Below are 21,733 nucleotides of genomic sequence, written 5' to 3'. Positions count from 1 at the left end.
CATTCATAACAATTTTCAGGAGTGTGACATCGCGCGGTTATTCCACTAAATGATTTATCTGCAATTAAAATGCGAAAAAGAGCATAAGAAATCCCCGGGCAGGTAAACGATTGCGTTTTACGCGGCTTTTTTTGCCACAGGTCAATTCCCTTTCGCGCCGGGATCGCCCATAATCCCCTCCCGGTTTGCACACCGGGAATCCAGGAGAGTTCATGTACTACCCCTTCGTTCGTAAAGCCCTTTTCCAGCTCGATCCTGAGCGCGCTCATGAATTTACATTCCAGCAATTACGTCGTATTACCGGAACGCCGCTGGCCGCGCTGGTGCGCCAGAACGTGCCGGAAAAACCTGTGCAGTGCATGGGACTGACTTTTAAAAACCCGCTGGGTCTGGCGGCAGGTCTGGATAAAAATGGCGAGTGCATTGATGCCCTGGGCGCGATGGGATTTGGCTCCATCGAAATTGGTACCGTCACCCCGCGTCCGCAGCCGGGAAATGACAAGCCGCGCCTGTTCCGCCTGGTCGAAGCCGAAGGGTTGATCAACCGCATGGGCTTTAACAACCACGGTGTGGATCACCTGGTGGAGAACGTAAAAAAAGCCCATTTTGATGGGGTATTAGGCATCAATATCGGCAAAAATAAAGATACGCCAGTCGAGCAGGGTAAAGATGACTACCTGATTTGTATGGAAAAAGTCTACGCCTACGCCGGTTATATCGCGGTGAATATTTCTTCACCCAATACTCCGGGCCTGCGATCCTTACAATATGGTGAAGCGCTGGACGATCTTCTGAGCGCCATTAAAAATAAACAAAATGCCCTGCAGGCGATCCACCATAAATATGTTCCGGTGGCGGTTAAGATCGCCCCGGATCTTTCTGCGGAAGAATTGATCCAGGTTGCTGACAGTTTAGTTCGCCATAATATTGATGGCGTGATTGCGACCAATACCACCCTCGATCGCTCCCTCGTACAGGGAATGAAAAACTGTGATGAAGCGGGTGGGTTAAGCGGTCGTCCAGTACAATTAAAAAGCACCGAAATTATTCGTGCCCTGTCTGCGGAATTAAAAGGACGCCTGCCGATTATTGGCGTCGGTGGCATTGACTCCGTGATAGCTGCGCGCGAGAAGATGGCGGCAGGTGCGTCACTGGTGCAAATCTATTCCGGCTTTATTTTTAAAGGGCCGCCGCTGATTAAAGAAATCGTTACTCATATCTAATCTTTTCTCCTAATCAGACAACCAGGGCTTTATTTCCAGCCCTGGTTGTTTTATATTCCGTCACTGTTGCTTATTTAGACATTATGGTCTTTTATTAATGGTGTTATAAACGAAGCGGCAATCAGGACATTTTTAGTACAGGACGTTTGGGTACGGGAGAGAAACATGCGAATTAAACCTGACGATAACTGGCGCTGGTATTTTTGCGACGAGCATGATCGAATGATGCTCGATTTAGCCAATGGCATGTTGTTTCGTTCTCGTTTTGCCCGCCGAATGTTAACCCCGGATGCGTTTTCCCCGTCTGGCTTTTGCGTGGATGACGCTGCGCTTTATTTCTCCTTTGAGGAGAAATGTCGCGATCTGGTTCTCTCTAAAGAGCAGCGTGCCGAACTGGTATTAAATGCGCTGGTCGCGATCCGTTTCCTGAAACCACAGATGCCGAAAAGCTGGCACTTTCTTGCGCACAACATGAACTGGACCCCGGCAACGGGTGACGCAGCCTGCGTCAATCTGAGCGATACGGCAGAAGAGGTCAGTTTGCTGGTGGTTGAGCCTGGCGAAAATGCCGCGCTCTGTCTGCTGGCCCAGCCCGGCGTGACCATTGCCGGGCGGACGATGCAGCTTGGGGATGCCATAAAGGTAATGAACGACAGGCTGAAACCGCAGTTGCGTATGGACTCGTTCAGCCTTGAGCAGGCGGTTTAAGCTTCCAGCTGTACCGACGTTTTTGGGATACAGCTGCAGCACAGAATGGTCCCGTCTTCGGCAATCGCTGATTTTTTCAGCGCACTGACCTCGCCCTCCACCAGTTTGATTCGACAGCAGCCACAGATCCCCGCGCGGCAGGAATAGGGTATGCGGATCCCCGCTTGTTCCAGTTGCTCAAGTAAAACCTGCTGATTATTTCCCCGAATGACGCTGCCCTACCAGTGAATATCCACCGCCGAGCTGACTGGCGTCTCAATATCGACAGCCTCCTCTTCCTGGCCTGCGCCGTAAACGCGTGCGGGTCCACGGGCAAGAATTTCTACCTCGTCACCGACACGGATCGCGCCGCTGGAGCGTGGGATAAGGTTCTGGCCAAAATCGACATCGCCGTTATCCTGCGCGGTACGGAAGGACTGCAGGGTCTTCAGCGGCTCGCCGGAAGGGTGCTTCTGGCCTTTCTCCGGACTCACCGTCGTGAAAATGCAGCGGCTGCAGGGCTTCACCACGTCAAAAATAACGCTGCCAATGCGGATTACTTTCCAGGTGTCTTCTTCCCAGGCGTCTGCTCCCGTCACCACCAGGTTCGGACGGAACTGCTCCATCTGAACGCTGGCTTTGCAGCGGCGTTGTAAATCACGCAGCGAGGCTTCATTGGTCAGCAGGAACGGGAAGCCATCGGCGAAGGAGAGCGGAACTGCGTCGTGACGCTTCACGCGACGCGTCAGTTCCGGCCCAACCCAGCGAAGCTGCACGTCGCGGGAGAAAAAGCCGCTTAGCCAGCGGTTAATCTCTTCCGGGGCAATGCGTGCGGTAAAATGATTGCCCCACACTTCCGTTGGCGCATCGACAGGCGCAAAATCAGCAAAGCGGATCACCCGACTTTCACCATCCGGTGCGGTCAGGTGCAAACCGTCATGAAGCGGAGAAGGGGTAAAGCGAACCATCTGCGGGAACTGGCGTGCGGTAATGAACGTCCCGTCCGGCTCGGTGACCATGAAGATACGATCGAAGGCAAATCCGCTCATGTCGGCCAGGGCGTGAGAAACGCCGATGCCGCGCATGGATTTCACCGGATGAATAAAAAGCCTGGATAAGGTCGCCACTGCACAGTCCCTCGAATGAAAATAAGCCTTCAACTTTATGACATACACGCCATATTAGCTATAATGCGCGACAATTTTCTTAGAGTAAAAGTGACGATATGAATTCTCTGTTTGCCAGTACGGCCCGTGGGCTGGAAGAGCTGTTAAAAACTGAACTGGAAGCCCTGGGTGCGCAAGAGTGCCAGGTGGTTCAGGGTGGTGTCCATTTTGAGGGCGACACACGGCTTATTTACCAGAGCCTGATGTGGAGCCGTCTGGCATCGCGCATCATGCTGCCGATGAAGGAGTGTAAGGTTTACAGTGACCTTGACCTCTATACCGGCGTTCAGATGATCGACTGGACAGAGATCTTCACTCCAGATGCCACCTTCGCGGTGCATTTCAACGGCGTGAACGACGAGATCCGCAACAGCCAGTACGGTGCCTTGCGCGTCAAAGACGCCATTGTGGACTGTTTCACGCGTAAAAATAAGGAACGACCAAATGTCGATCGTGAAAACCCGGATCTGCGCATTAACGTCTGGCTCAATGGCGACACAGCAAGTATCTCTCTCGATCTGAGCGGGGCGGGCTTACATCTGCGTGGCTACCGCGATCGCACCGGTATGGCACCGATCAAAGAAACCCTGGCCGCCGCCATCGTGATGCGCTCCGGCTGGCAGCCAGGCACGCCATTGCTCGACCCGATGTGTGGCTCCGGTACGCTGCTGATTGAAGCGGCTATGCTGGCCACCGACCGCGCGCCGGGACTGCACCGCGGCCAGTGGGGCTTCAAAGGCTGGGCGCAGCACGATGAAGCCATCTGGAAAGAGGTGAAAGCGGACGCTCAGGCCCGCGCACGTAAAGGCCTGGCGGAGTACACCTCCCACTTCTACGGTTCGGACAGCGATCCGCGCGTGATTGAACGTGCGCGCAGCAACGCCCGTCGTGCCGGTATCGGCGAGCTGATCACCTTCGAGGTGAAAGATGTCGCCAACCTGACCAACCCGCTGCCGAAAGGGCCTTACGGTACGGTTATCAGCAACCCGCCATACGGTGAGCGTCTCGACAGCGAACCGGCGCTGATTGCCCTGCACAGCCTGCTCGGCCGCAACATGAAAGATTACTTTGGCGGCTGGAATCTCTCCCTCTTTAGCGCCTCACCGGAATTGCTGAGCTGCCTGCAACTGCGCGCCGATCGCCAGTTTAAGGCGAAGAATGGCCCGCTGGACTGCGTGCAGAAAAACTACCATCTGGCAGAGAAGGCGGCGGACAGCAAACCGTCGGGCGTGGCGGAAGATTACGCTAACCGTCTGCGTAAGAACCTGAAGAAATTTGAAAAATGGGCGAAGCAGGAAGGCATTGAATGCTATCGCCTGTATGACGCCGATCTGCCGGAGTACAACGTGGCGGTTGACCGCTACGCGGACTGGGTGGTGATTCAGGAATACGCGCCACCAAAAACCATTGATGCGCAAAAAGCGCGTCAGCGCATGCTGGACGTCATTGCAGCCACCATCGCCGTGCTGGGGATTGCGCCAAACAAACTGGTGCTCAAAACCCGTGAACGCCAGAAAGGGAAAAACCAGTATCAGAAGATGGGCGAGAAGGGCGACTTTATCGAAGTGGGCGAATATAACGCCCGCCTGTGGGTTAACCTGACCGACTACCTCGATACCGGCCTGTTCCTTGACCACCGTATCGCCCGCCGTATGCTGGGCCAGATGAGCAAGGGTAAAGATTTCCTCAACCTGTTCTCCTATACCGGCAGCGCCAGCGTGCATGCGGGGCTGGGCGGCGCGCGCAGCACCACTACGGTCGATATGTCCCGCACCTATCTGGAGTGGGCAGAGCGCAACCTGCGCCTGAACGGCTTAACCGGACGTCAGCATCGTCTGATGCAGGCTGACGTGCTGGGCTGGCTGCGTGATACCGATGAGCAGTTCGACCTGATCTTTATCGATCCGCCGACCTTCTCCAACTCCAAGCGTATGGAAGATAGCTTTGATGTACAACGCGATCACCTGCGCCTGATGACCGACCTGAAACGCCTGCTGCGTAAAGGCGGCACGATTATGTTCTCGAACAACAAACGCGGCTTCCGTATGGATCATGACGGCTTAGCAGCCCTGGGACTGAAAGCACAAGAAATCAGCCAAAAAACGCTGTCTCAGGACTTTGCCCGTAACCGTCAAATCCATAACTGCTGGTTGATTACCGCGGTCTGAAAGGAAAAATAAATGTCTTTAATTAGTATGCACGGCGCGTGGCTCTCCTTCAGCGACGCACCGCTTCTCGATAATGCCGAACTGCACATCGAAGATAACGAGCGCGTCTGTCTGGTGGGCCGTAATGGCGCGGGTAAATCCACCCTGATGAAAATCCTCAACCGTGAACAGGGCCTGGATGACGGGCGGATTGTTTACGAACAGGATCTGATTGTCTCCCGCCTGCAGCAGGATCCACCGCGCCACGTGACCGGTAGCGTGTACGATTTCGTGGCGGAAGGCATCTCTGAGCAGGCTGAATACCTGAAGCGCTATCATGAGATTTCGCATCTGGTGATGACCGACCCGAGCGACAAGAATCTCAACGAGCTGGCGAAAGTGCAGGAGATGCTCGATCATCACGGTCTGTGGCAGCTTGAAAACCGCATTAATGAGGTGCTGGCGCAGCTTGGTCTCGAAGCGGATATGGAACTGTCCGCGCTCTCCGGCGGCTGGCTGCGTAAAGCGGCCCTGGGACGTGCGCTGGTCAGCGGGCCGAAGGTGCTGCTGCTGGACGAACCGACGAACCACCTGGATATCGAAGCGATTGACTGGCTGGAAGGGTTCCTGAAAACCTTCAGCGGCACCATCATCTTTATATCTCACGACCGTTCGTTTATTCGCAATATGGCGACGCGTATTGTCGATCTCGACCGCGGTAAGCTGGTGACCTATCCAGGCGATTACGATACCTATCTGCTGGAGAAAGAAGAAAACCTGCGCGTGGAAGAGCTGCAGAATGCCGAGTTTGACCGCAAGCTGGCGCAGGAAGAGGTGTGGATCCGCCAGGGGATCAAAGCCCGCCGTACCCGTAACGAAGGCCGCGTGCGTGCCCTGAAGGCCATGCGCCGTGAACGTAGCGAACGCCGTGAAGTGATGGGCAGCGCCAAAATGCAGGTGGAAGAGGCCTCCCGTTCCGGCAAGATTGTCTTCGAAATGGAAAACGTGAACTATCAGGTGGACGGTAAAGTCCTGGTGAAAGAGTTCTCGGCTCAGGTCCAGCGCGGCGACAAAATCGCCCTGATTGGCCCGAACGGCTGCGGTAAAACCACGCTGTTGAAACTGATGCTCGGACAGCTTCAGGCCGACAGCGGGCGCATTCACTGCGGTACGAAACTCGAAGTGGCCTACTTCGATCAGCACCGCGCGGAACTGGATCCGGACAGAACGGTGATGGATAACCTCGCCGAAGGTAAGCAGGAGGTGATGGTGAACGGCAAGCCGCGCCATGTGCTGGGCTACCTGCAGGACTTCCTGTTCCATCCGAAACGTGCGATGACGCCGGTACGTGCCCTGTCAGGCGGTGAGCGAAATCGTCTTCTGCTGGCACGTCTGTTCCTGAAGCCAAGCAACCTGCTGATCCTCGATGAACCGACCAACGATCTGGATGTCGAAACGCTGGAACTGCTGGAAGAACTGATTGATGGCTATCAGGGAACCGTGATGCTCGTCAGCCACGATCGTCAGTTTGTTGATAACACTGTGACCGAGTGCTGGATTTTCGAAGGTGAAGGTCGAATTGGACAATATGTCGGCGGCTATCACGATGCAAAAGGGCAGCAGTCGCAGTCTCTGGCGCAGAAACAGGCAAAGTCCAAAATAAGTTCTGAACCTGTTGTAACAAAAGCAGAAACTGTCAAGAAAACCTCGGCTAAACTAAGCTATAACCTGCAGCGCGAACTGGAGGGGCTACCGCAGCGTCTTGAAGAACTGGAGGCCGCGCTTGAGGATCTGCAAAAACAGGTTGCTGATGCGTCATTCTTTACCCAATCGCATGACTATACTCAGAAAGTATTGGCTGAACTCTCCGCGGCTGAAAAAGCCCTGGAAGACGCCTTTGAGCGCTGGGAGTACCTTGAGTCTCTTAAAAACGGCGCATAAACAGGGATAACATATGTGTGACCAGCACCATGCCGACAGGCATATATTATGCTCGCAATGCGATATGCTCGTGGCGTTGCCAGAGCTTGGTCACGGACATAAAGCCCTGTGTCCACGTTGCGGTACGACGTTGACAACCGAGTGGGACGCGCCGCGGCAGCGTCCCACCGCTTACGCACTGGCGGCACTGTTCATGCTGCTGCTCTCCAATCTCTTCCCGTTCATCTATATGAAGGTGGGGGGGATGACCAGCCAGGTGGATTTGCTTGAAATTCCGGGCGTGATGTTCTCAGAAGATTACGCCAGCCTCGGTACCTTTTTTCTGCTCTTCGTTCAGATAGTCCCGGCTTTTTGTCTGGTCGTTATCCTGATGCTGGTAAACCGCGTCAGGATGCCGCCATCACTAAAAATCAAACTCGCGCGTATCCTTTTTCAGCTCAAAAGCTGGGGGATGGCCGAGATCTTCCTGGCGGGCATTCTGGTCAGTTTCGTGAAGCTGATGGCGTACGGTGACGTGGGGATCGGCAGCAGCTTTATTCCCTGGTGTCTGTACTGCGTCCTGCAGCTGCGCGCCTTCCAGTGCGTCGACAGGCGCTGGGTGTGGGACGATATCGCGCCGGCACCGACGCTTGCGCAGACGGTGAAAGTTGGCGTACCGGGTATTCGGCAGGGGCTGCGTTCGTGCCCGTGCTGTACCGCTGTGCTGCCCGCCGATCTTGACGTTTGTCCGCGCTGTGAAACGAAAGGTCATGTACGCCGTAAAAATAGTCTGCAGTGGACGATGGCGCTGCTGGTGACCTCCATCATGCTCTATCTGCCGGCCAATATTCTGCCGATCATGATCACTGATTTGCTCGGGGATAAAATGCCCTCAACGATCCTCGCCGGGGTCATACTGCTGTGGGGGGAGGGTTCCTACCCGGTCGCCGGCGTTATCTTTATCGCCAGTATTATGGTGCCAACGTTAAAAATGATCGCCATCGCCTGGCTCTGCTGGGATGCGAAAGGCCACGGAAAACGCGACAGTGAACGCATGCATCTGATTTATGAAGTGGTCGAGTTTGTCGGACGCTGGTCAATGATTGACGTGTTTGTGATTGCCGTACTCTCTGCGCTGGTGCGGATGGGCGGTCTGATGAGTATTTATCCCGCGATGGGGGCTTTAATGTTTGCGCTGGTTGTGATTATGACCATGTTTGCGGCCATGACCTTCGACCCTCGTTTATCGTGGGATCGTGAGCCTGAATCAAGCCATGAGGAAGAGTAAGAGCATGGAAAATAAGAGTGGAGAGGCGAAAGTGCAGAAGGTCAAAAACTGGTCACCGGTGTGGATTTTTCCCATCGTGACGGCGCTGATCGGTGCTTGGATCCTGTTTTATCATTACAGTCATCAGGGACCGGAAGTGACGCTGATAACCACCAATGCCGAGGGGATTGAGGGCGGTAAAACGACCATCAAAAGCCGTAGCGTGGATGTGGGGGTGGTTGAAAGCGCAACCCTGACCGACGATTTGACCCATGTGGAGATTAAGGCGCGCCTTAATGCCGGCATGGAAAAACTGCTGCATGGCGATTCCGTGTTCTGGGTCGTTAAACCGCAGGTGGGGCGTGAAGGGATCAGCGGTTTAGGGACGCTGCTGTCGGGGGCCTATATTGAGCTTCAGCCCGGCGCTAAGGGTAACCAGCCAGCCAAATACCAGCTTCTGGATTCGCCACCGCTTGCGCCGCCTGATGCCAAGGGTATCCGCGTGATCCTCGACAGCAAGAAAGCAGGCCAGCTCACGGCGGGCGACCCGGTACTGTTCCGTGGTTATCGCGTCGGGTCGGTTGAGAAAAGCACCTTTGATCCGCAGAAAAGAGCGATCAGCTATCAGCTCTTCATTAATGCGCCAAACGATCGACTGGTCACCAGCAATGTCCGTTTCTGGAAAGACAGCGGGATCGCAGTGGATCTGACGTCGGCAGGCATGCGCGTTGAAATGGGCTCGCTGACCACGCTGTTTGGCGGAGGCGTAAGCTTTGACGTCCCGGAAGGCCTCGATCTGGGGCAGCCGGTTACAGAGAACACCGCCTTCCGACTCTTTGATGATCAAAAAAGTATTCAGGATGCGCTCTATACCGATCACGTTGACTTCCTGATGTTCTTTAAAGATTCCGTTCGCGGCCTGCAGCCGGGGGCGCCTGTTGAGTTCCGCGGCATTCGTCTCGGTACGGTGGGGCAAGTTCCGTTCTTCGTCCCGGGCCTTCAGCAGGTACTGGATGATGATTACCGCATCCCGGTGCTGATCCGCATTGAACCGGAGCGTCTGCTTAACCAGATTGGCGAAAATCGGGATATTGTTGCCCATATCACCCAGCTGATGGAACGCGGTCTGCGTGGATCGCTGAAAACCGGCAATCTGGTGACCGGTGCGCTGTATGTGGATATGGACTTCTATCCGAAAGCGCCGCCGATTACCGGTATCCGTGAATTCGGTGGCTACAAAATTATCCCAACGGTGAGCAGCGGTCTGGCTCAGATCCAGCAGCGTCTGATGGAAACCCTGGATAAGATTAACAATCTGCCACTGAATCCGATGATTGAAGCGGCGACCGGTTCGTTACACCAGAGCCAGGAGACAATGCAACGTCTGCAGACCACGCTGGATAATATCAACAAGATCACCGCCAGCCAGAGTATGCAGCAGCTGCCGCAGGACATGCAGAAAACGCTGCGTGAGCTGAACCGCAGTATGCAGGGCTTCCAGCCTGGCTCAGCGGCCTATAACAAGATGGTGGCGGATATGCAACGTCTTGATCAGGTCTTGCGTGAACTGCAGCCCGTTCTGAAAACGCTCAACGAGAAGAGCAACGCGCTGGTATTCGAAGCGAAAGATAAAAAGGATCCTGAGCCGAAGAGGGCAAAAGAATGAATAAGTGGCTAGTGATGGTGAGTGCTCTGCTGTTAACGGCATGCAGTTCAGGCGTAGATAACAAAAGCTACTATCAGCTTCCTGTGGCGACCCAGAGTGGCGGGCAAAGCACGGCAAGTCTGGGAAGCCGCCAGCTGTGGGTTGAGCAGGTTAACGTGCCGGATTACCTCGCCGGAAACGGCGTGGTTTATCAGACCAGCGACGTTAAATACGTGATTGCGACGAACAATCTCTGGGCCAGCCCGTTGGATCAGCAGCTGCGCAACACGCTGGTGGCCAATCTGGGCAGCCAGCTTCCGGGTTGGGTTGTCGCATCGCAGCCGCTGGGTAACGATCAGGATACGCTGAATGTTACAGTAACGGGCTTCCATGGCCGTTATGACGGTGCGGTGGTGATCAGCGGGGAGTGGTTGCTGAATCATCAGGGGCAACTGATCAAGCGTCCTTTCCATCTGGAGTTGAAACAGCAGAAAGATGGTTATGACGAAATGGTGAAAGTCCTGGCTCAGGGTTGGGCACAGGAGTCGGCCAGTATCGCCAGGGAAATTTCTCGACTGCCATAAGTAAAATTCATCATCAAAAACCGCAACCGGCCCGTCGCTGATTGCGGTTTTTTTTCGTTTTCACTTCAGTTTGTTACTTGTGCCGCATCACATTTTTTGTACAAATGATCTTCTGGCTAGCTCACAAATATGACACCCGTATGAATTTTGAACATTGACGCTGCGACTAATTCGGGGTATTCGTTATCTGTGCCTGTACATAGAGTGCAGACACTGTTTTCTTTCCACCAGACAAAAGAATGAGGGAAACGAGGCATGAAGAGACAGAAACGAGATCGCCTGGAACGGGCTCATCAACGTGGTTATCAGGCCGGCATCGCTGGACGTTCTAAAGAAATGTGTCCTTATCAGACGATAAATCAAAGGTCACAATGGCTTGGAGGCTGGCGAGAAGCCATCGGCGACAGGGCACTCATAGCCTGATAACGTCTCTTTAAAAAAAGAAACCTCCGCAATGCGGAGGTTTCGCCTTTCTGGTCTGGCGTTGCGAAACGCACTATCAGAACGCGGAGGTGTCCTGGAACAGACCCACTTTCAGGTCGCTCGCGCTGTAGATCAGACGACCGTCTACCAGCACTTCGCCATCTGCCAAGCCCATAATCAGGCGGCGGTTCACGATGCGCTTGAAGTGAATACGATAGGTCACTTTCTTCGCGGTAGGCAGTACCTGACCCGTGAATTTCACTTCGCCCACGCCCAGCGCGCGGCCTTTACCTTCGCCGCCCAGCCAGCCCAGATAGAAGCCAACCAGCTGCCACATGGCATCCAGGCCCAGACAGCCAGGCATTACCGGATCGCCAATAAAGTGGCAACCGAAGAACCACAGGTCCGGGTTGATATCGAGTTCTGCTTCTACGTAACCCTTATCGAAGTTGCCGCCGGTTTCGGTCATTTTCACGACACGGTCCATCATCAGCATGTTCGGGGCCGGTAACTGCGGGCCTTTTGCGCCAAACAGTTCACCGCGACCAGAGGCAAGAAGATCTTCTTTTGTATAGGATTCGCGTTTATCTACCATGTTCTCAGTAAGCCTTATTTTAGTGAAGGACGCAGGATAGCTAACACGTGTACGCTGAACAAGTCCGATCAGTTCGAACTAAACCAGCTTAACCAGCGTAACGGCCATGGATAACGATGACGAGCATCCTGTTGTGTCGCCTGAGCAATTCGCTCCTGGATGGTCTGCATCAGGGTTGTTTGTCCTTCGCCATCCCAAACCAGGTTTGTCAGTAAGGGTAGTGCATCCTCAATCCCTTCGATGGCCCAGAGAGTGAATTGCCCTTGTTCAACCGCATCCAGAATATCCTGACTGAGGCTTAAATGGCGTGCATTAGGCGCAGGAATAATCACACCCTGTTTGCCGTTTAAACCACGCTGCTGGCAGATGGAAAAGAAGCCTTCGATTTTTTCATTGAGGCCTCCTACAGGCTGAGCGCGACCAAATTGATCCACCGAACCAGTGATTGCGATGTTCTGATTGATTGGCACGTCCGCCAGGGCGCTGATTAAGGCACACAGCTCTGCCATCGAGGCACTATCGCCATCCACTTCGCTGTAGGACTGCTCAAACGTCAGCGAGGCGGAGAAGGGGATCTGCTGCTCAAGCTGCAGCTCAGACATTAAAAACGCCTGCATGATCATCATGCCTTTCGCATGAATGTTCCCGCCCAGTTCGGCTTTGCGTTCGATATCGGTGAATTCACCATCACCAATATGCACCACGCAGCTGATACGGGAAGGCTCCCCAAACGCGCGTGGGTGGCCAGGGAACTCAATCACCGACAGGGCGTTAATCTGCCCGACGCGTTCGCCTTCGGTCTCCACCAGAATTTGTTCCAGCAGGATTTCATCCTGCATACGGTCAGCAAGGTAGCCTTCTCGCCACTCGCGCTGCGCCAGCATCTGAGCAAGCTGTTCTCCGGTGAAGGTACCGTTACCGCTGATAACACCCACTTCACGCAGCTGTTTGCTGATCCACAGCGGGCAGAGAGGCAGGGTTTCTTGATCGCCGGTATAGCGCACCGCTTCGCGCATTAAGCCCGGCCACGCGTCGGCCGCAGGCGTTGGCAATGCAAAACGTTCCGCCACCGTCATCACCCACTGACACCACTGGGTCATATCATCGGCATCGGCAATCTGGATGTTATCTTCGTATTCGCTATACACCGCCTGCTCAGCCAGCTCCGGCTCCATTTCCTGGAAATCCGCCAGCGATTCACGGTCTCCCGTCAACACGACGGTCAACGACAGCGGCATAGATGGCACAGCGACCGGCAGGGGACGAGACTCATCATAGCCAACCCAGTCGAAGCGCTGCTGGTTTACGATGGTTTTCAGACGCATCCACAACAGCGGCTGCGAGAGCAGGGTACGCAGTGAGATGATGAGGACACCGCCATTTGCGCGATGCACCAGCCCAGGCTGCAGGGACAGCTCACCGTTAAACTGGCGCAGACAACCAAAGAGTTGTTCAGCCTCGACCCAGTTAGCGGTAATCACCTCGCCCTTAGCGGCAAAACGGTCATCAGCCTGGGTTGAGGGTTCGAAAGTGACATCATGTCCCGCGATACGATATTGGCCGCCAAAGACTGCGTTCGATTCCGGCTGTAACTGGCGCACAGCATCCCCAATCAGCGTCAGGTATTCCGCTTCTTCCGGGGCTTTGAGCAACATGAAGGGCGCTGTTGCCCATGGGCTCAACACCTGCTCCAGCGCATAATGCAAACGTGGCTGCGTATCGCTAAGGATGAATTCGTGTTCTTTTGCGAGATCTGGCTGTGCAAACACGTCCTGATAGCTTTCGCTATCCGGAACAAGGTCACGCCATGCAAGTTTCGTAATGGTCAAAGTTGATGTTTTTTAGTCAGATGTAAAAGGGGGGAGTATACCGTAAGCGGGGGGCTCTACCCAAGCAGGATTGGGGATTTCGAATGCGGGACGGGCTGCATTCCATCACAGGATATGATTTCTTTTCAGCAGATTGCTAAAAAACTGATATTCTGAACAGAGTTACGTGGTAACACTGAGATCGCAATGAAATATCAACAACTGGAAAATCTCGAAAGCGGCTGGAAATGGAAGTACCTGGTCAAAAAGCACCGTGAAGGGGAGCTGATCACCTGCTATATCGAAGCCAGCGCGGCGCAAGAAGCCGTGGATATTTTGCTGACCCTCGAAAATGAACCGGTACAGGTTAACGGCTGGATTGAAAAACACATTAATCCTGCGCTGTTAAACCGGATGAAGCAAACTATCCGCGCGCGACGAAAACGGCATTTTAATGCTGAGCATCAACACACGCGCAAAAAATCAATCGATCTGGAGTTTGTTGTCTGGCAACGCCTGGCAGGGCTGGCACAGCGCCGGGGCAAAACGCTGTCGGAAACCATCGTGCAGCTGATTGAGGATGCCGAACATAAAGAGAAGTACGCCAACCAGATGTCGTCAATAAAGAACGATCTTCAGGCTCTGTTGGGCAAAAAATAGATTTTATTTTCTTCAGACAATAAAAAACCCCGCATTGCGGGGTTTTTTTATAAGACGATAACTTATGCCGCTGGCTGAGTTACAACGTCTTTGATGCCTTTAACTTCAATCTCAACGCGACGATCTGGAGCCAGGCAGTCGATCAGTGCAGCGCGAGCTTTCACGTTGTCACAGGTGTTGCCAGTAACTGGGTTAGCTTCGCCCATACCACGTGGGGAGATCTTGTTAGCTGGGATACCTTTAGAGATCAGGTAATCAACAACAGACTGAGCACGTTTCTCAGACAGTTTCTGGTTGTAAGCGTCAGAACCGATACGGTCGGTGAAGCCCAGAACCACTACAGAACCGTCTTTAGGATCCAGGTTGCTCAGCTGGGTGTACAGCTGATCCAGTGCCTGCTGACCTTCTGGTTTCAGGGTAGCTTTGTTGAAGTTGAACAGAACGTCAGACTTCAGAGTGAAGTGCTTGGTCTGTACTTCTGGAGCTGGAGCCGGCGCTGGAGCAACAACTGGTGCTGCTTCTTCCTGCTGGCCGAAACGGTAGGAAACACCTACGCTCAGCATGCCGTTGTCTGGACGAACACCAACGGTGTTGCCGTCGCCGATGTTGTTAACCCACTGGTATTCCAGACGGGTAGCGATGTCACGGGTCATAGCCCACTCAACGCCACCAGCGAATACTGGGGAAACACCGGTGTCATGGTCGTCGCCAGCGTTGCTGTTGCTGGAGTCAGCGCGCCATACCATGCCGCCCAGACGGGTGTATACGTCCAGATCGTCGGTTACTGGGTAACCCAGTTTAGCGGTCAGCTGAACGCCCTGTGCTTTGAAAGCGCCATTGGTGTTGTCGCCTTTGTATGGCATACGACCTAACCAGTCGTAACCCATTTCAAAACCAACATACGGGTTAACCTGATAGCCACCGAACGCACCTGCACCAAGCTGGCTCTCGTGAGTCGGGCCATCATTGTTGTTTGCGCTGTTGTACCAGCCGGTGTCGTGGAACTGAGACCAGCCCAGTTTACCACCTGCATACCAGGTATTATCTTTCGGAGCGGCCTGCGCTACGGTAGCGAAGCCAGCCAGTGCCACTGCAATCGCGATAGCTGTCTTTTTCATTTTTTGCGCCTCGTTATCATCCAAAATTCGCCATGAAAGTCTCAAGAGAGAATCACGGTTAAATCCTTCACCGGGGGGCGTGGTCAAATATAAATCTACCGATATCTTCGGCTTAGGCCGAGCACCCCTGGCGATGTAAAGTCTACAACGTAGCTGAAAACTTACAAGTGTGAAGTCCGTCAGGCATATGAAAAAAAAAGTTCCGTATACCTAATATTTAACATTTTCTGAACGAATTTTGTGCAATGAAATTAAGGAGAACCGCACCAGACAAGCCTTGCCGCAGTTTTGAGGTGGGGAACTAAAATCCCATCTCGCTGTCAAAAAAAATTCCAGGAATAATCTTAATTTCACTCAATGATACAAATTTGAGTGAATTTTTAGCCCAGAAAGTTGTCCTCTGCGGTAAGAATCCGAACGAACCGGACGCATAATAAACCCGATCGCGTTCCCCTCTTCAGCCGCTTCCGTCAGACGGAAATGTTCCTCTTCCGTCAGTTCTTCTGGCAACCAGCCAATTACCACGCTGTAATTTCCAGTGCGTAACGCACGGATCATCGACTCAACGGTATCGCAAGGCGAGAGTTGATTAATCTGCATAACCTTTGTCAGCGGGAGGCCCGCGGACTGAACCCACTCACGGCTCAGCTTTTGCTGAGGCGTGAGCCAGAGCTGCCAGCGCGATTGCTGGCCGAGCTGTTGCAATAATGGCAACAACAGAAGTTGCGTCAACAGGGGCTGGTCTTCACGATAAACCACTTCACTGATAAGCCCCGTGGACACACGCTCGACGGAATTCTGCGCGACATTGCCTGCGGTAGAAGAGAGAGAGGTTGAGCGATTTGCATAGCCTGAAGTGTACATATTCATTCCAGCCCTGTAGTTACTGTATGAATATACAGTAACCCCTGTGTGCATAAAGATCAACCTCATTTTCGGAAAGCGACTCGCAAAATTCATTCAATCTTGATGCCCCTCGAAAAATCATCTTGCTCAACGGCGACAAGTTGCCTATTTTCCTGCTAACGGATCCGTTAGTAAGAAGAGTCGTGGTTAGCATATGATTTTCAAGGGAAATATCATGAAAAAGATATCTTATGAACGGATTTATCAATCCCAGGAATACCTCTCTCCGCTGGGCGAAATTCATCATCGTGCGCTGTTTGGCGGTTACACCCTGGCGGTGGATGATGCGGTCTTTGCCATGGTGTCAGACGGCGAACTTTATCTTCGTGCGTGTGAGGAAAGTGCAAAATACTGTGTAAAAAATGCCGCCTCGTTTTTAACGCTGATGAAGCGAGGTCGTCCGGTACTGCTCAACTATTATCGTGTGGACGACGGCTTATGGCAGGACAGAGAGCGGCTGCTTCAGCTCTCCTCGTATGCCCTCAGTGCCGCAAGAAAAGAGCGCAACCAGCGGCATCAACGAAACCGGCTTAAGGATCTGCCGAACCTGACTTTTCAGCTTGAAGTCCTGCTGTTTGAAGCTGGTATCACCAATGAAGAGACACTCCGGGCGCTGGGTGCCAGAGCCAGCTGGCTGAAGATGCGGGCGAAAAATAAAGCGCTGAGTATAAAAGTGCTCTTCGCGCTGGAAGGGGCGATTAAGGGGCTGCATGAGGCGGCGCTCCCGGCAGGCATTCGCCGGGAGCTGACTGAGTGGTTTAATGCGCTACCTGAGCCACAGGATAATCACTCCTCCAGGTAGCGATTTGCTGCTGCAGCCGGCAAATTTCAGGCAGCAAAGCGATGAGCAGGCCGATTTGCTGAAGAACCAGCGGCGCTTTGCTGTCGTTACCTGGATCAAGATGCGCAATGCGCTGAACCAGTTCATCCAGAGCCTGTTGCACCCGCGGTTCATCCGCCGGTCGGTGATGAAGTGCGTCATCGACATAGCATACGGCGTCGTCCAGCAGGTTGAGAATACCCGGATTGGTGAGTTTCTCGCGGTGGGCACCCAGCGTCGAAATGTAGCTGGTAAAGGTATGGTTCAGGCACAGCAGGCGGAAGGCTGTCTCACGAATTTCTGCGGTGGCGCGAGGCTCCGTTGACATGTTCGAGACAACAGAAGCCAGCTCAGCATCGCTGTTGTGTGCATCGCGGCGTGCAATCCGGTAGGCCAGGCGGTTATCGCGCCCCTGGTGGTACTGCTCCAGAATGGCGTCAAGGTATCGGCAGTTGGCGTTCAACGCCCGCTCAATCACGCGCGGCAAATTACGAAAACGCCAGTCCGGCCAGATAAAGCTGACTGCCGCCCAGGCGATGGCGCAGCCTATCAGGGTATCGATCACCCTGGGCAGGGCGACTTCAAACCCTTCGCCCAGCAGGTTAAAGCAGAGCAGCACCAGCAGCGTAATGAACATGGTGGCATGCGCGTACTGCACGTTGCGAAACGCGAAGAACAATACGCCGGTGATCACGATCAGAATCAGTTGACCTTCAATGGACGGCACGAAATAGAGCACCGGCAGGCCAATCGCGACGCCCACCAGCGTACCGATAATACGCAGCGCCAGCCGGTGCCGGGTAGCGTTATAGTTGGGCTGACAGACAAACAGACTGGTGAGCAGGATCCAGTAACCGTGATGTAACCCGGTAATCTGGATAAGCGCATAACCTACGCACAGCACCAGGGACATTCTCACCGCGTGACGAAACAGCGCCGACTCGGGCGTAAAGTTGCGGCTCAGCCGTAGCCACATATCGCTCACGCTGTGCACGCTGTCATCCGCGAGCTGGTTATCTACCTCACTGCCCGGCTGTGCCATTGCCTGTTCAGACTCAATAGTCGCCAGTTGAGCATCAATCGCCCGCAGGTTGTTCAGCAGGAAACCCAGGGCTTTGATGTGTTCCGGTGAGGTTCCGCTGGCCTGAACGCGGTCGAGCGCCGCATCCAGGTGGCTGAATACGCGTTCAAAGCGTGGGTCATGCTGATAGGGCGTGCGCAGCAGAATAGAGCGCGAGAGTTGCTGACACGCCTGGGACTGCATGGAGAGCAGGCGCTGGAAGCGGAACATCACGTCGCTGTAGCGGAACTTCTCGCGCAGGGCGGCATACTGAACGTGCGAGGAGCTGGCGCGCTCATGAATATCCTGGGCTGCAAAATAGTAGTGTAAGGTTCGTCGCGTTCCGCGCTGGCCGCGATCCCCGCGCAGACGGGTCAGCAGCGAGGCTTTGGTCTGGTTAAGGGTGGCGACCAGCTGACCGTTTGCCAGCGCCAGATCGTAGAGCGGCGCCTGGCTTTCTTCTTCGATATCGGGGTCAAACAGCCGGGATTTCAGTTCAAGATAGTGGGCTAACTGCTCGAAGCTGCGGGCAAGGTTATCCTGCAGAGGGCGAACCGGGAAGATCAGATGACCGGTTAACGTCAGCAGGTTATACCAGATGGCGCCCAGCAACAGCAGGACAGGCTGTTGATACCACTGATCGTAAAGCGACACGCCCAGCATGGTATAGATGGCGATCAGCAATGCGCCAAACGCGATGGTGGCATAGCGCTGCCCAAGGCCGCCCAGCAAAATAAACCCGCTGGTGGAGAGCGTAAGACCCAGGGCAAACAGCCAGGGCCACGGGAAAAGCAGCTCAACGGATGCGGAAGCAATAAAAAAGCAGATGAGCGTAATGACCAGGTTACGTAAACGCCCGGCCAGACGATCGTCCAGGTCCGCCAGCGCCCCGGCTACCACGCCCAGCGTGAGCGGGATGGTGAGTTTGACATCATTCAGCCACCAGGGCAGGGCAACCGTGCCGCAAAGGGCGATAAAAATCCTGACGTTATAAAGCCAGGTACTGTTCCAGGTATAACGGCGAAGCAGTGGGCTTAGCATAAACGCGGCCAGTCCTTATTTACTGAAAACGACGACGAGCATTTGCTTCACGCGCGGCCTGGGCCACTTCTACCGAAACCACCCTGCGCCCGACGGGCCAGAGAGCGATCGCGGCGATCTTGAAATTCGCAAGTCCCACCGGAATACCGATAATCGTGACGCACTGCGCAATCCCCGCAAAAATATGCATGATGCACAGCCACCAGCCGAAGAAGATCAGCCACAGAATATTCAGCAGGGTTCCGCCCGTATTCATCAGGGCGTTTTTGCTCTCCGGATTCAGCTCGTCGACGTGGATGGCCTCATTCCCGTAGGGGACAAACGAGAGTTTAGTGATCTCCCAGCAGGAACGGGTCAGGGGAAGCGTAAAAATCAGAACGATGCTCACCAGCGTGGCAAAAAGCCAGGAAAGGGTGGTGGCAAAACCGCCCAGCACAAAATTCAACACATTCAGAACGGTACGCATAAACCCTCACTTCCTTTCGATAAATTAACGCCCAATGATTGTAACGTTTTTTTAGGCTGGAGCACCTTAAAACTGGCAGTTAAACTATCAGACAAATTATCTCTTCGTGGATTTGGCGGGACATGGAACTGAAAGCAACTTCAATGGGCAAACGCCTGGCGCAACACCCTTACGACAGGGTAGTTCTCCTTAATGCCGGGGTGAAAGTCTCCGGAGAACGCCACGAATACCTTATTCCGTTTAATCAGCTTCTGGCTATCCACTGCAAACGCGGGCTGGTGTGGGGCGAACTGGAGTTCGTTCTGCCAGACGATAAAGTCGTGCGACTTCACGGCACCGAGTGGGCGGAAACCCAGCGCTTTCATCATCACCTGAACGCGCTCTGGCAGCAGTGGAGCCAGGAGATGAGCGTGATTGCGTCCCAGGTGCTGCAGCAGGTGCTGGACGACATCGCGCAAAGCAACGCACAGCAAACCTGGCTGACCCGTCAGCAGACGGCCGGGCTACAGCAAAAGATCAGGCAGGCACTCTCGGCGCTGCCGATATCCGTGACGCGTCTCGATGAGTTTGACAATTGTCGTGACGCCTGGCGCCAGTGTCAGGCCTGGCTGAATGACGTGGATAAAAGCCGGCTTGCCCATAACCAGGCCTGGACGGACGCCATGCTTACCCAATACGCTGATTTCTTCAGTACGGTGGAATCTTCCCCCCTCAATCCGGCGCAGGCGCGTGCGGTGGTGAATGGTGAGCAATCGCTGCTGGTGCTTGCGGGCGCCGGAAGCGGTAAAACGTCGGTGCTGGTGGCGCGTGCTGGCTGGCTGCTGACGACCGGAGAAGCCGTACCCGATCAAATTCTGCTCCTGGCCTTTGGCCGCAAGGCGGCTGAGGAGATGGACGAGCGTATTCAGGCGCGCCTGCATACCCGGGATATCACCGCCAGAACCTTCCATGCGCTTGCGCTGCATATTATTCAGCAGGGCAGTAAAAAAGTGCCTTCCATCAGTAAACTGGAAAACGATACGCAGGCGCGTCAGGCGCTGTTTATCAAAACCTGGCGCCAGCAGTGCAGCGAGAAAAAGGCGCAGGCGAAAGGATGGCGTCAGTGGCTGGAGGACGAGCTCAACTGGACGGTGTCAGAGGGCAGTTTCTGGCAGGATGACAAACTGGCGCGCCGGCTGGGGTCGCGGCTTGACCGATGGGTAAGTCTGATGCGAATGCACGGTGGGTCGCAGGCGGAGATGATTGAGAGCGCGCCGGAGGGGATCCGCGATCTGTTTTCAAAGCGCGTCAAACTGATGGCGCCGCTGCTGAAAGCCTGGAAAACGGCGCTGAAGGAGGAAAACGCCGTCGACTTCTCCGGGTTAATCCACCAGGCCATTATCATTCTTGAGAAAGGGCGTTTTGTCAGCCCGTGGAAACATATTCTGGTGGATGAGTTTCAGGATATCTCCCCGCAGCGTGCCGCGCTGCTCTCGGCGCTGCGGGCGCAGAATAAGCATACCTCACTGTTTGCGGTGGGGGACGACTGGCAGGCCATCTATCGCTTCAGCGGCGCGCAGCTCTCCCTGACGACCGCGTTTCACCACTATTTTGGTGAGGGGGATCGCAGCGATCTGGACACGACCTACCGCTTCAATTCCCGAATCGGTGAGATTGCTAACCGCTTTATCCAGCAGAACCCGCATCAGTTGGCCAAGCCGCTCAATAGCCTGCGGTCTGGTGATAAAAAAGCCGTCACCCTGCTGGCGGATGATCAGCTGGAGCCGCTGCTGGACAAGCTCAGCGGCTATGCGAAGCCCGATGAACGTATCCTGGTGCTGGCGCGTTACCATCACCTCAAACCTGCGGCGCTGGAAAAAGCCGCCACCCGCTGGCCGAAGCTGCAGATTGAATTTATGACCATTCACGCCAGCAAAGGGCAGCAGGCCGATTATGTCATCGTGGTGGGGTTGAAAGAGGGGAGCGATGGTTTCCCGGCCCCGGCTCGCGAGTCGGTGATGGAGGAGGCCTTACTGCCGGAACCGGAAGACTTCCCGGACGCCGAAGAGCGGCGTTTGCTGTATGTGGCCATGACCCGCGCGCGTCACCGCGTGTGGCTGCTGTTCAACAAAGAAGAGCCATCCGTATTTGTGGATATCCTGAAGAGTATTGATGTGCCGGTGGCGAGAAAGCCTTAACGATGACGGGCAAAGAGGAG

The 21,733-nt window shown here is 54.4% G+C and carries 17 protein-coding genes and 1 pseudogene; 11 read left to right on the top strand and 7 right to left on the bottom strand.

Annotated elements, in window-relative coordinates; genetic code table 11:
* The first annotated feature begins 212 nt into the window (after positions 1-212).
* Together pyrD and zapC are read left to right on the top strand one after the other, a co-directional pair.
* Complete coding sequence (pyrD, locus tag C5687_RS17575) at positions 213-1,223, top strand: quinone-dependent dihydroorotate dehydrogenase (protein WP_045284708.1); 1,011 nt, start codon at positions 213-215, stop codon at positions 1,221-1,223.
* A gap of 165 nt (positions 1,224-1,388) precedes the next feature.
* Complete coding sequence (gene zapC / locus C5687_RS17570; protein ID WP_025755985.1) at positions 1,389-1,931, top strand: cell division protein ZapC; 543 nt, start codon at positions 1,389-1,391, stop codon at positions 1,929-1,931.
* Here the strand turns inward: zapC and C5687_RS17565 are convergent.
* A pseudogene (locus tag C5687_RS17565) lies at positions 1,928-3,037 on the bottom strand (YcbX family protein). The gene zapC and the pseudogene C5687_RS17565 overlap by 4 nt on opposite strands.
* Before the next feature lie 98 nt (positions 3,038-3,135).
* On the opposite strand from C5687_RS17565, the gene rlmKL reads away from it, so the two are divergent.
* The 6 genes from rlmKL (at position 3,136) to rmf (ending at position 11,062) form a co-directional block, all read left to right on the top strand.
* On the top strand, positions 3,136-5,244 hold the full coding sequence (gene rlmKL, locus C5687_RS17560; protein ID WP_045284707.1) for a bifunctional 23S rRNA (guanine(2069)-N(7))-methyltransferase RlmK/23S rRNA (guanine(2445)-N(2))-methyltransferase RlmL: 2,109 nt from the start codon (positions 3,136-3,138) through the stop codon (positions 5,242-5,244).
* 12 nt (positions 5,245-5,256) lie between these two features.
* On the top strand, positions 5,257-7,164 hold the full coding sequence (locus C5687_RS17555; RefSeq protein ID WP_047958172.1) for an ABC transporter ATP-binding protein: 1,908 nt from the start codon (positions 5,257-5,259) through the stop codon (positions 7,162-7,164).
* A gap of 13 nt (positions 7,165-7,177) precedes the next feature.
* Positions 7,178-8,431 carry a membrane integrity-associated transporter subunit PqiA gene (gene pqiA / locus C5687_RS17550; RefSeq protein WP_025755981.1) on the top strand — a complete coding sequence of 418 codons (1,254 nt, stop codon included), beginning with the start codon at positions 7,178-7,180 and terminating at the stop codon, positions 8,429-8,431.
* A 4-nt stretch (positions 8,432-8,435) separates the two neighbouring features.
* Positions 8,436-10,076 (top strand): intermembrane transport protein PqiB, encoded by a 1,641-nt coding sequence (pqiB, locus tag C5687_RS17545; RefSeq protein WP_047958173.1) that lies wholly within the window; start codon positions 8,436-8,438, stop codon positions 10,074-10,076.
* Positions 10,073-10,639: a membrane integrity-associated transporter subunit PqiC gene (gene pqiC / locus C5687_RS17540; protein WP_025755979.1), complete on the top strand. Its 567-nt coding sequence runs from the start codon at positions 10,073-10,075 to the stop codon at positions 10,637-10,639. The genes pqiB and pqiC overlap by 4 nt, the downstream gene beginning before the upstream one ends.
* 255 nt (positions 10,640-10,894) lie before the next feature.
* Positions 10,895-11,062 (top strand): ribosome modulation factor, encoded by a 168-nt coding sequence (gene rmf, locus C5687_RS17535; protein ID WP_013097261.1) that lies wholly within the window; start codon positions 10,895-10,897, stop codon positions 11,060-11,062.
* 76 nt (positions 11,063-11,138) lie between these two features.
* Here the strand turns inward: rmf and fabA are convergent, their stop codons facing one another.
* The gene (gene fabA, locus C5687_RS17530) at positions 11,139-11,657 is read right to left on the bottom strand and encodes a 3-hydroxyacyl-[acyl-carrier-protein] dehydratase FabA (RefSeq protein ID WP_008499931.1); all 519 of its coding nucleotides are present in this window, start codon (positions 11,655-11,657) and stop codon (positions 11,139-11,141) included.
* A 68-nt stretch (positions 11,658-11,725) separates the two neighbouring features.
* Complete coding sequence (locus tag C5687_RS17525) at positions 11,726-13,486, bottom strand: AAA family ATPase (RefSeq protein WP_104557452.1); 1,761 nt, start codon at positions 13,484-13,486, stop codon at positions 11,726-11,728.
* A 186-nt stretch (positions 13,487-13,672) separates the two neighbouring features.
* On the opposite strand from C5687_RS17525, the gene matP reads away from it, so the two are divergent.
* Complete coding sequence (gene matP / locus C5687_RS17520) at positions 13,673-14,125, top strand: macrodomain Ter protein MatP (protein ID WP_104557451.1); 453 nt, start codon at positions 13,673-13,675, stop codon at positions 14,123-14,125.
* A gap of 62 nt (positions 14,126-14,187) precedes the next feature.
* Here matP and ompA read toward each other — a convergent pair whose 3' ends face one another.
* Both ompA and sulA read right to left on the bottom strand, forming a co-directional pair.
* Positions 14,188-15,243 carry a porin OmpA gene (gene ompA, locus C5687_RS17515; RefSeq protein WP_025755977.1) on the bottom strand — a complete coding sequence of 352 codons (1,056 nt, stop codon included), beginning with the start codon at positions 15,241-15,243 and terminating at the stop codon, positions 14,188-14,190.
* 354 nt (positions 15,244-15,597) lie between these two features.
* The gene (gene sulA, locus C5687_RS17505) at positions 15,598-16,107 is read right to left on the bottom strand and encodes an SOS-induced cell division inhibitor SulA (RefSeq protein ID WP_025755976.1); all 510 of its coding nucleotides are present in this window, start codon (positions 16,105-16,107) and stop codon (positions 15,598-15,600) included.
* Positions 16,108-16,324: 217 nt separating this feature from the next.
* On the opposite strand from sulA, the gene C5687_RS17500 reads away from it, so the two are divergent.
* The gene (locus tag C5687_RS17500; protein ID WP_095451644.1) at positions 16,325-16,951 is read left to right on the top strand and encodes a TfoX/Sxy family DNA transformation protein; all 627 of its coding nucleotides are present in this window, start codon (positions 16,325-16,327) and stop codon (positions 16,949-16,951) included.
* Here the strand turns inward: C5687_RS17500 and yccS are convergent.
* Positions 16,908-19,070 (bottom strand): YccS family putative transporter, encoded by a 2,163-nt coding sequence (gene yccS / locus C5687_RS17495; protein WP_094918180.1) that lies wholly within the window; start codon positions 19,068-19,070, stop codon positions 16,908-16,910. The two genes, C5687_RS17500 and yccS, sit on opposite strands and share 44 nt — an antisense overlap.
* A 19-nt stretch (positions 19,071-19,089) precedes the next feature.
* Positions 19,090-19,536 (bottom strand): YccF domain-containing protein, encoded by a 447-nt coding sequence (locus C5687_RS17490; RefSeq protein ID WP_025755973.1) that lies wholly within the window; start codon positions 19,534-19,536, stop codon positions 19,090-19,092.
* 122 nt (positions 19,537-19,658) lie between these two features.
* Here C5687_RS17490 and helD point away from each other — a divergent pair, with 122 nt between their 5' ends.
* A complete protein-coding gene (gene helD / locus C5687_RS17485; RefSeq protein WP_095451645.1) occupies positions 19,659-21,713 on the top strand; it encodes a DNA helicase IV in 2,055 nt (684 codons plus the stop codon).
* The last annotated feature ends 20 nt before the right edge of the window (positions 21,714-21,733 follow it).

Origin of the sequence: Enterobacter sichuanensis (assembly GCF_002939185.1) — a bacterium.
GTDB classification, from domain to species: Bacteria; Pseudomonadota; Gammaproteobacteria; order Enterobacterales; family Enterobacteriaceae; genus Enterobacter; species Enterobacter sichuanensis.
Note: the sequence above shows the minus strand (reverse complement) of the source record. Positions and strands in the feature narration are given on the sequence as shown.

What these genes read in the sequence shown, in the direction of transcription:
- rmf (WP_013097261.1), top strand. Translation starts at nt 10,895, where the DNA reads ATGAAGAGACAGAAACGAGATCGCCTGGAACGGGCTCATCAACGTGGT.
- yccS (WP_094918180.1), bottom strand. Translation starts at nt 19,070, where the DNA reads ATGCTAAGCCCACTGCTTCGCCGTTATACCTGGAACAGTACCTGGCTT.
- pyrD (WP_045284708.1), top strand. Translation starts at nt 213, where the DNA reads ATGTACTACCCCTTCGTTCGTAAAGCCCTTTTCCAGCTCGATCCTGAG.
- matP (WP_104557451.1), top strand. Translation starts at nt 13,673, where the DNA reads ATGAAATATCAACAACTGGAAAATCTCGAAAGCGGCTGGAAATGGAAG.
- ompA (WP_025755977.1), bottom strand. Translation starts at nt 15,243, where the DNA reads ATGAAAAAGACAGCTATCGCGATTGCAGTGGCACTGGCTGGCTTCGCT.
- sulA (WP_025755976.1), bottom strand. Translation starts at nt 16,107, where the DNA reads ATGTACACTTCAGGCTATGCAAATCGCTCAACCTCTCTCTCTTCTACC.
- pqiA (WP_025755981.1), top strand. Translation starts at nt 7,178, where the DNA reads ATGTGTGACCAGCACCATGCCGACAGGCATATATTATGCTCGCAATGC.
- C5687_RS17555 (WP_047958172.1), top strand. Translation starts at nt 5,257, where the DNA reads ATGTCTTTAATTAGTATGCACGGCGCGTGGCTCTCCTTCAGCGACGCA.
- zapC (WP_025755985.1), top strand. Translation starts at nt 1,389, where the DNA reads ATGCGAATTAAACCTGACGATAACTGGCGCTGGTATTTTTGCGACGAG.
- fabA (WP_008499931.1), bottom strand. Translation starts at nt 11,657, where the DNA reads ATGGTAGATAAACGCGAATCCTATACAAAAGAAGATCTTCTTGCCTCT.
- C5687_RS17490 (WP_025755973.1), bottom strand. Translation starts at nt 19,536, where the DNA reads ATGCGTACCGTTCTGAATGTGTTGAATTTTGTGCTGGGCGGTTTTGCC.
- pqiB (WP_047958173.1), top strand. Translation starts at nt 8,436, where the DNA reads ATGGAAAATAAGAGTGGAGAGGCGAAAGTGCAGAAGGTCAAAAACTGG.
- C5687_RS17500 (WP_095451644.1), top strand. Translation starts at nt 16,325, where the DNA reads ATGAAAAAGATATCTTATGAACGGATTTATCAATCCCAGGAATACCTC.
- pqiC (WP_025755979.1), top strand. Translation starts at nt 10,073, where the DNA reads ATGAATAAGTGGCTAGTGATGGTGAGTGCTCTGCTGTTAACGGCATGC.
- helD (WP_095451645.1), top strand. Translation starts at nt 19,659, where the DNA reads ATGGAACTGAAAGCAACTTCAATGGGCAAACGCCTGGCGCAACACCCT.
- rlmKL (WP_045284707.1), top strand. Translation starts at nt 3,136, where the DNA reads ATGAATTCTCTGTTTGCCAGTACGGCCCGTGGGCTGGAAGAGCTGTTA.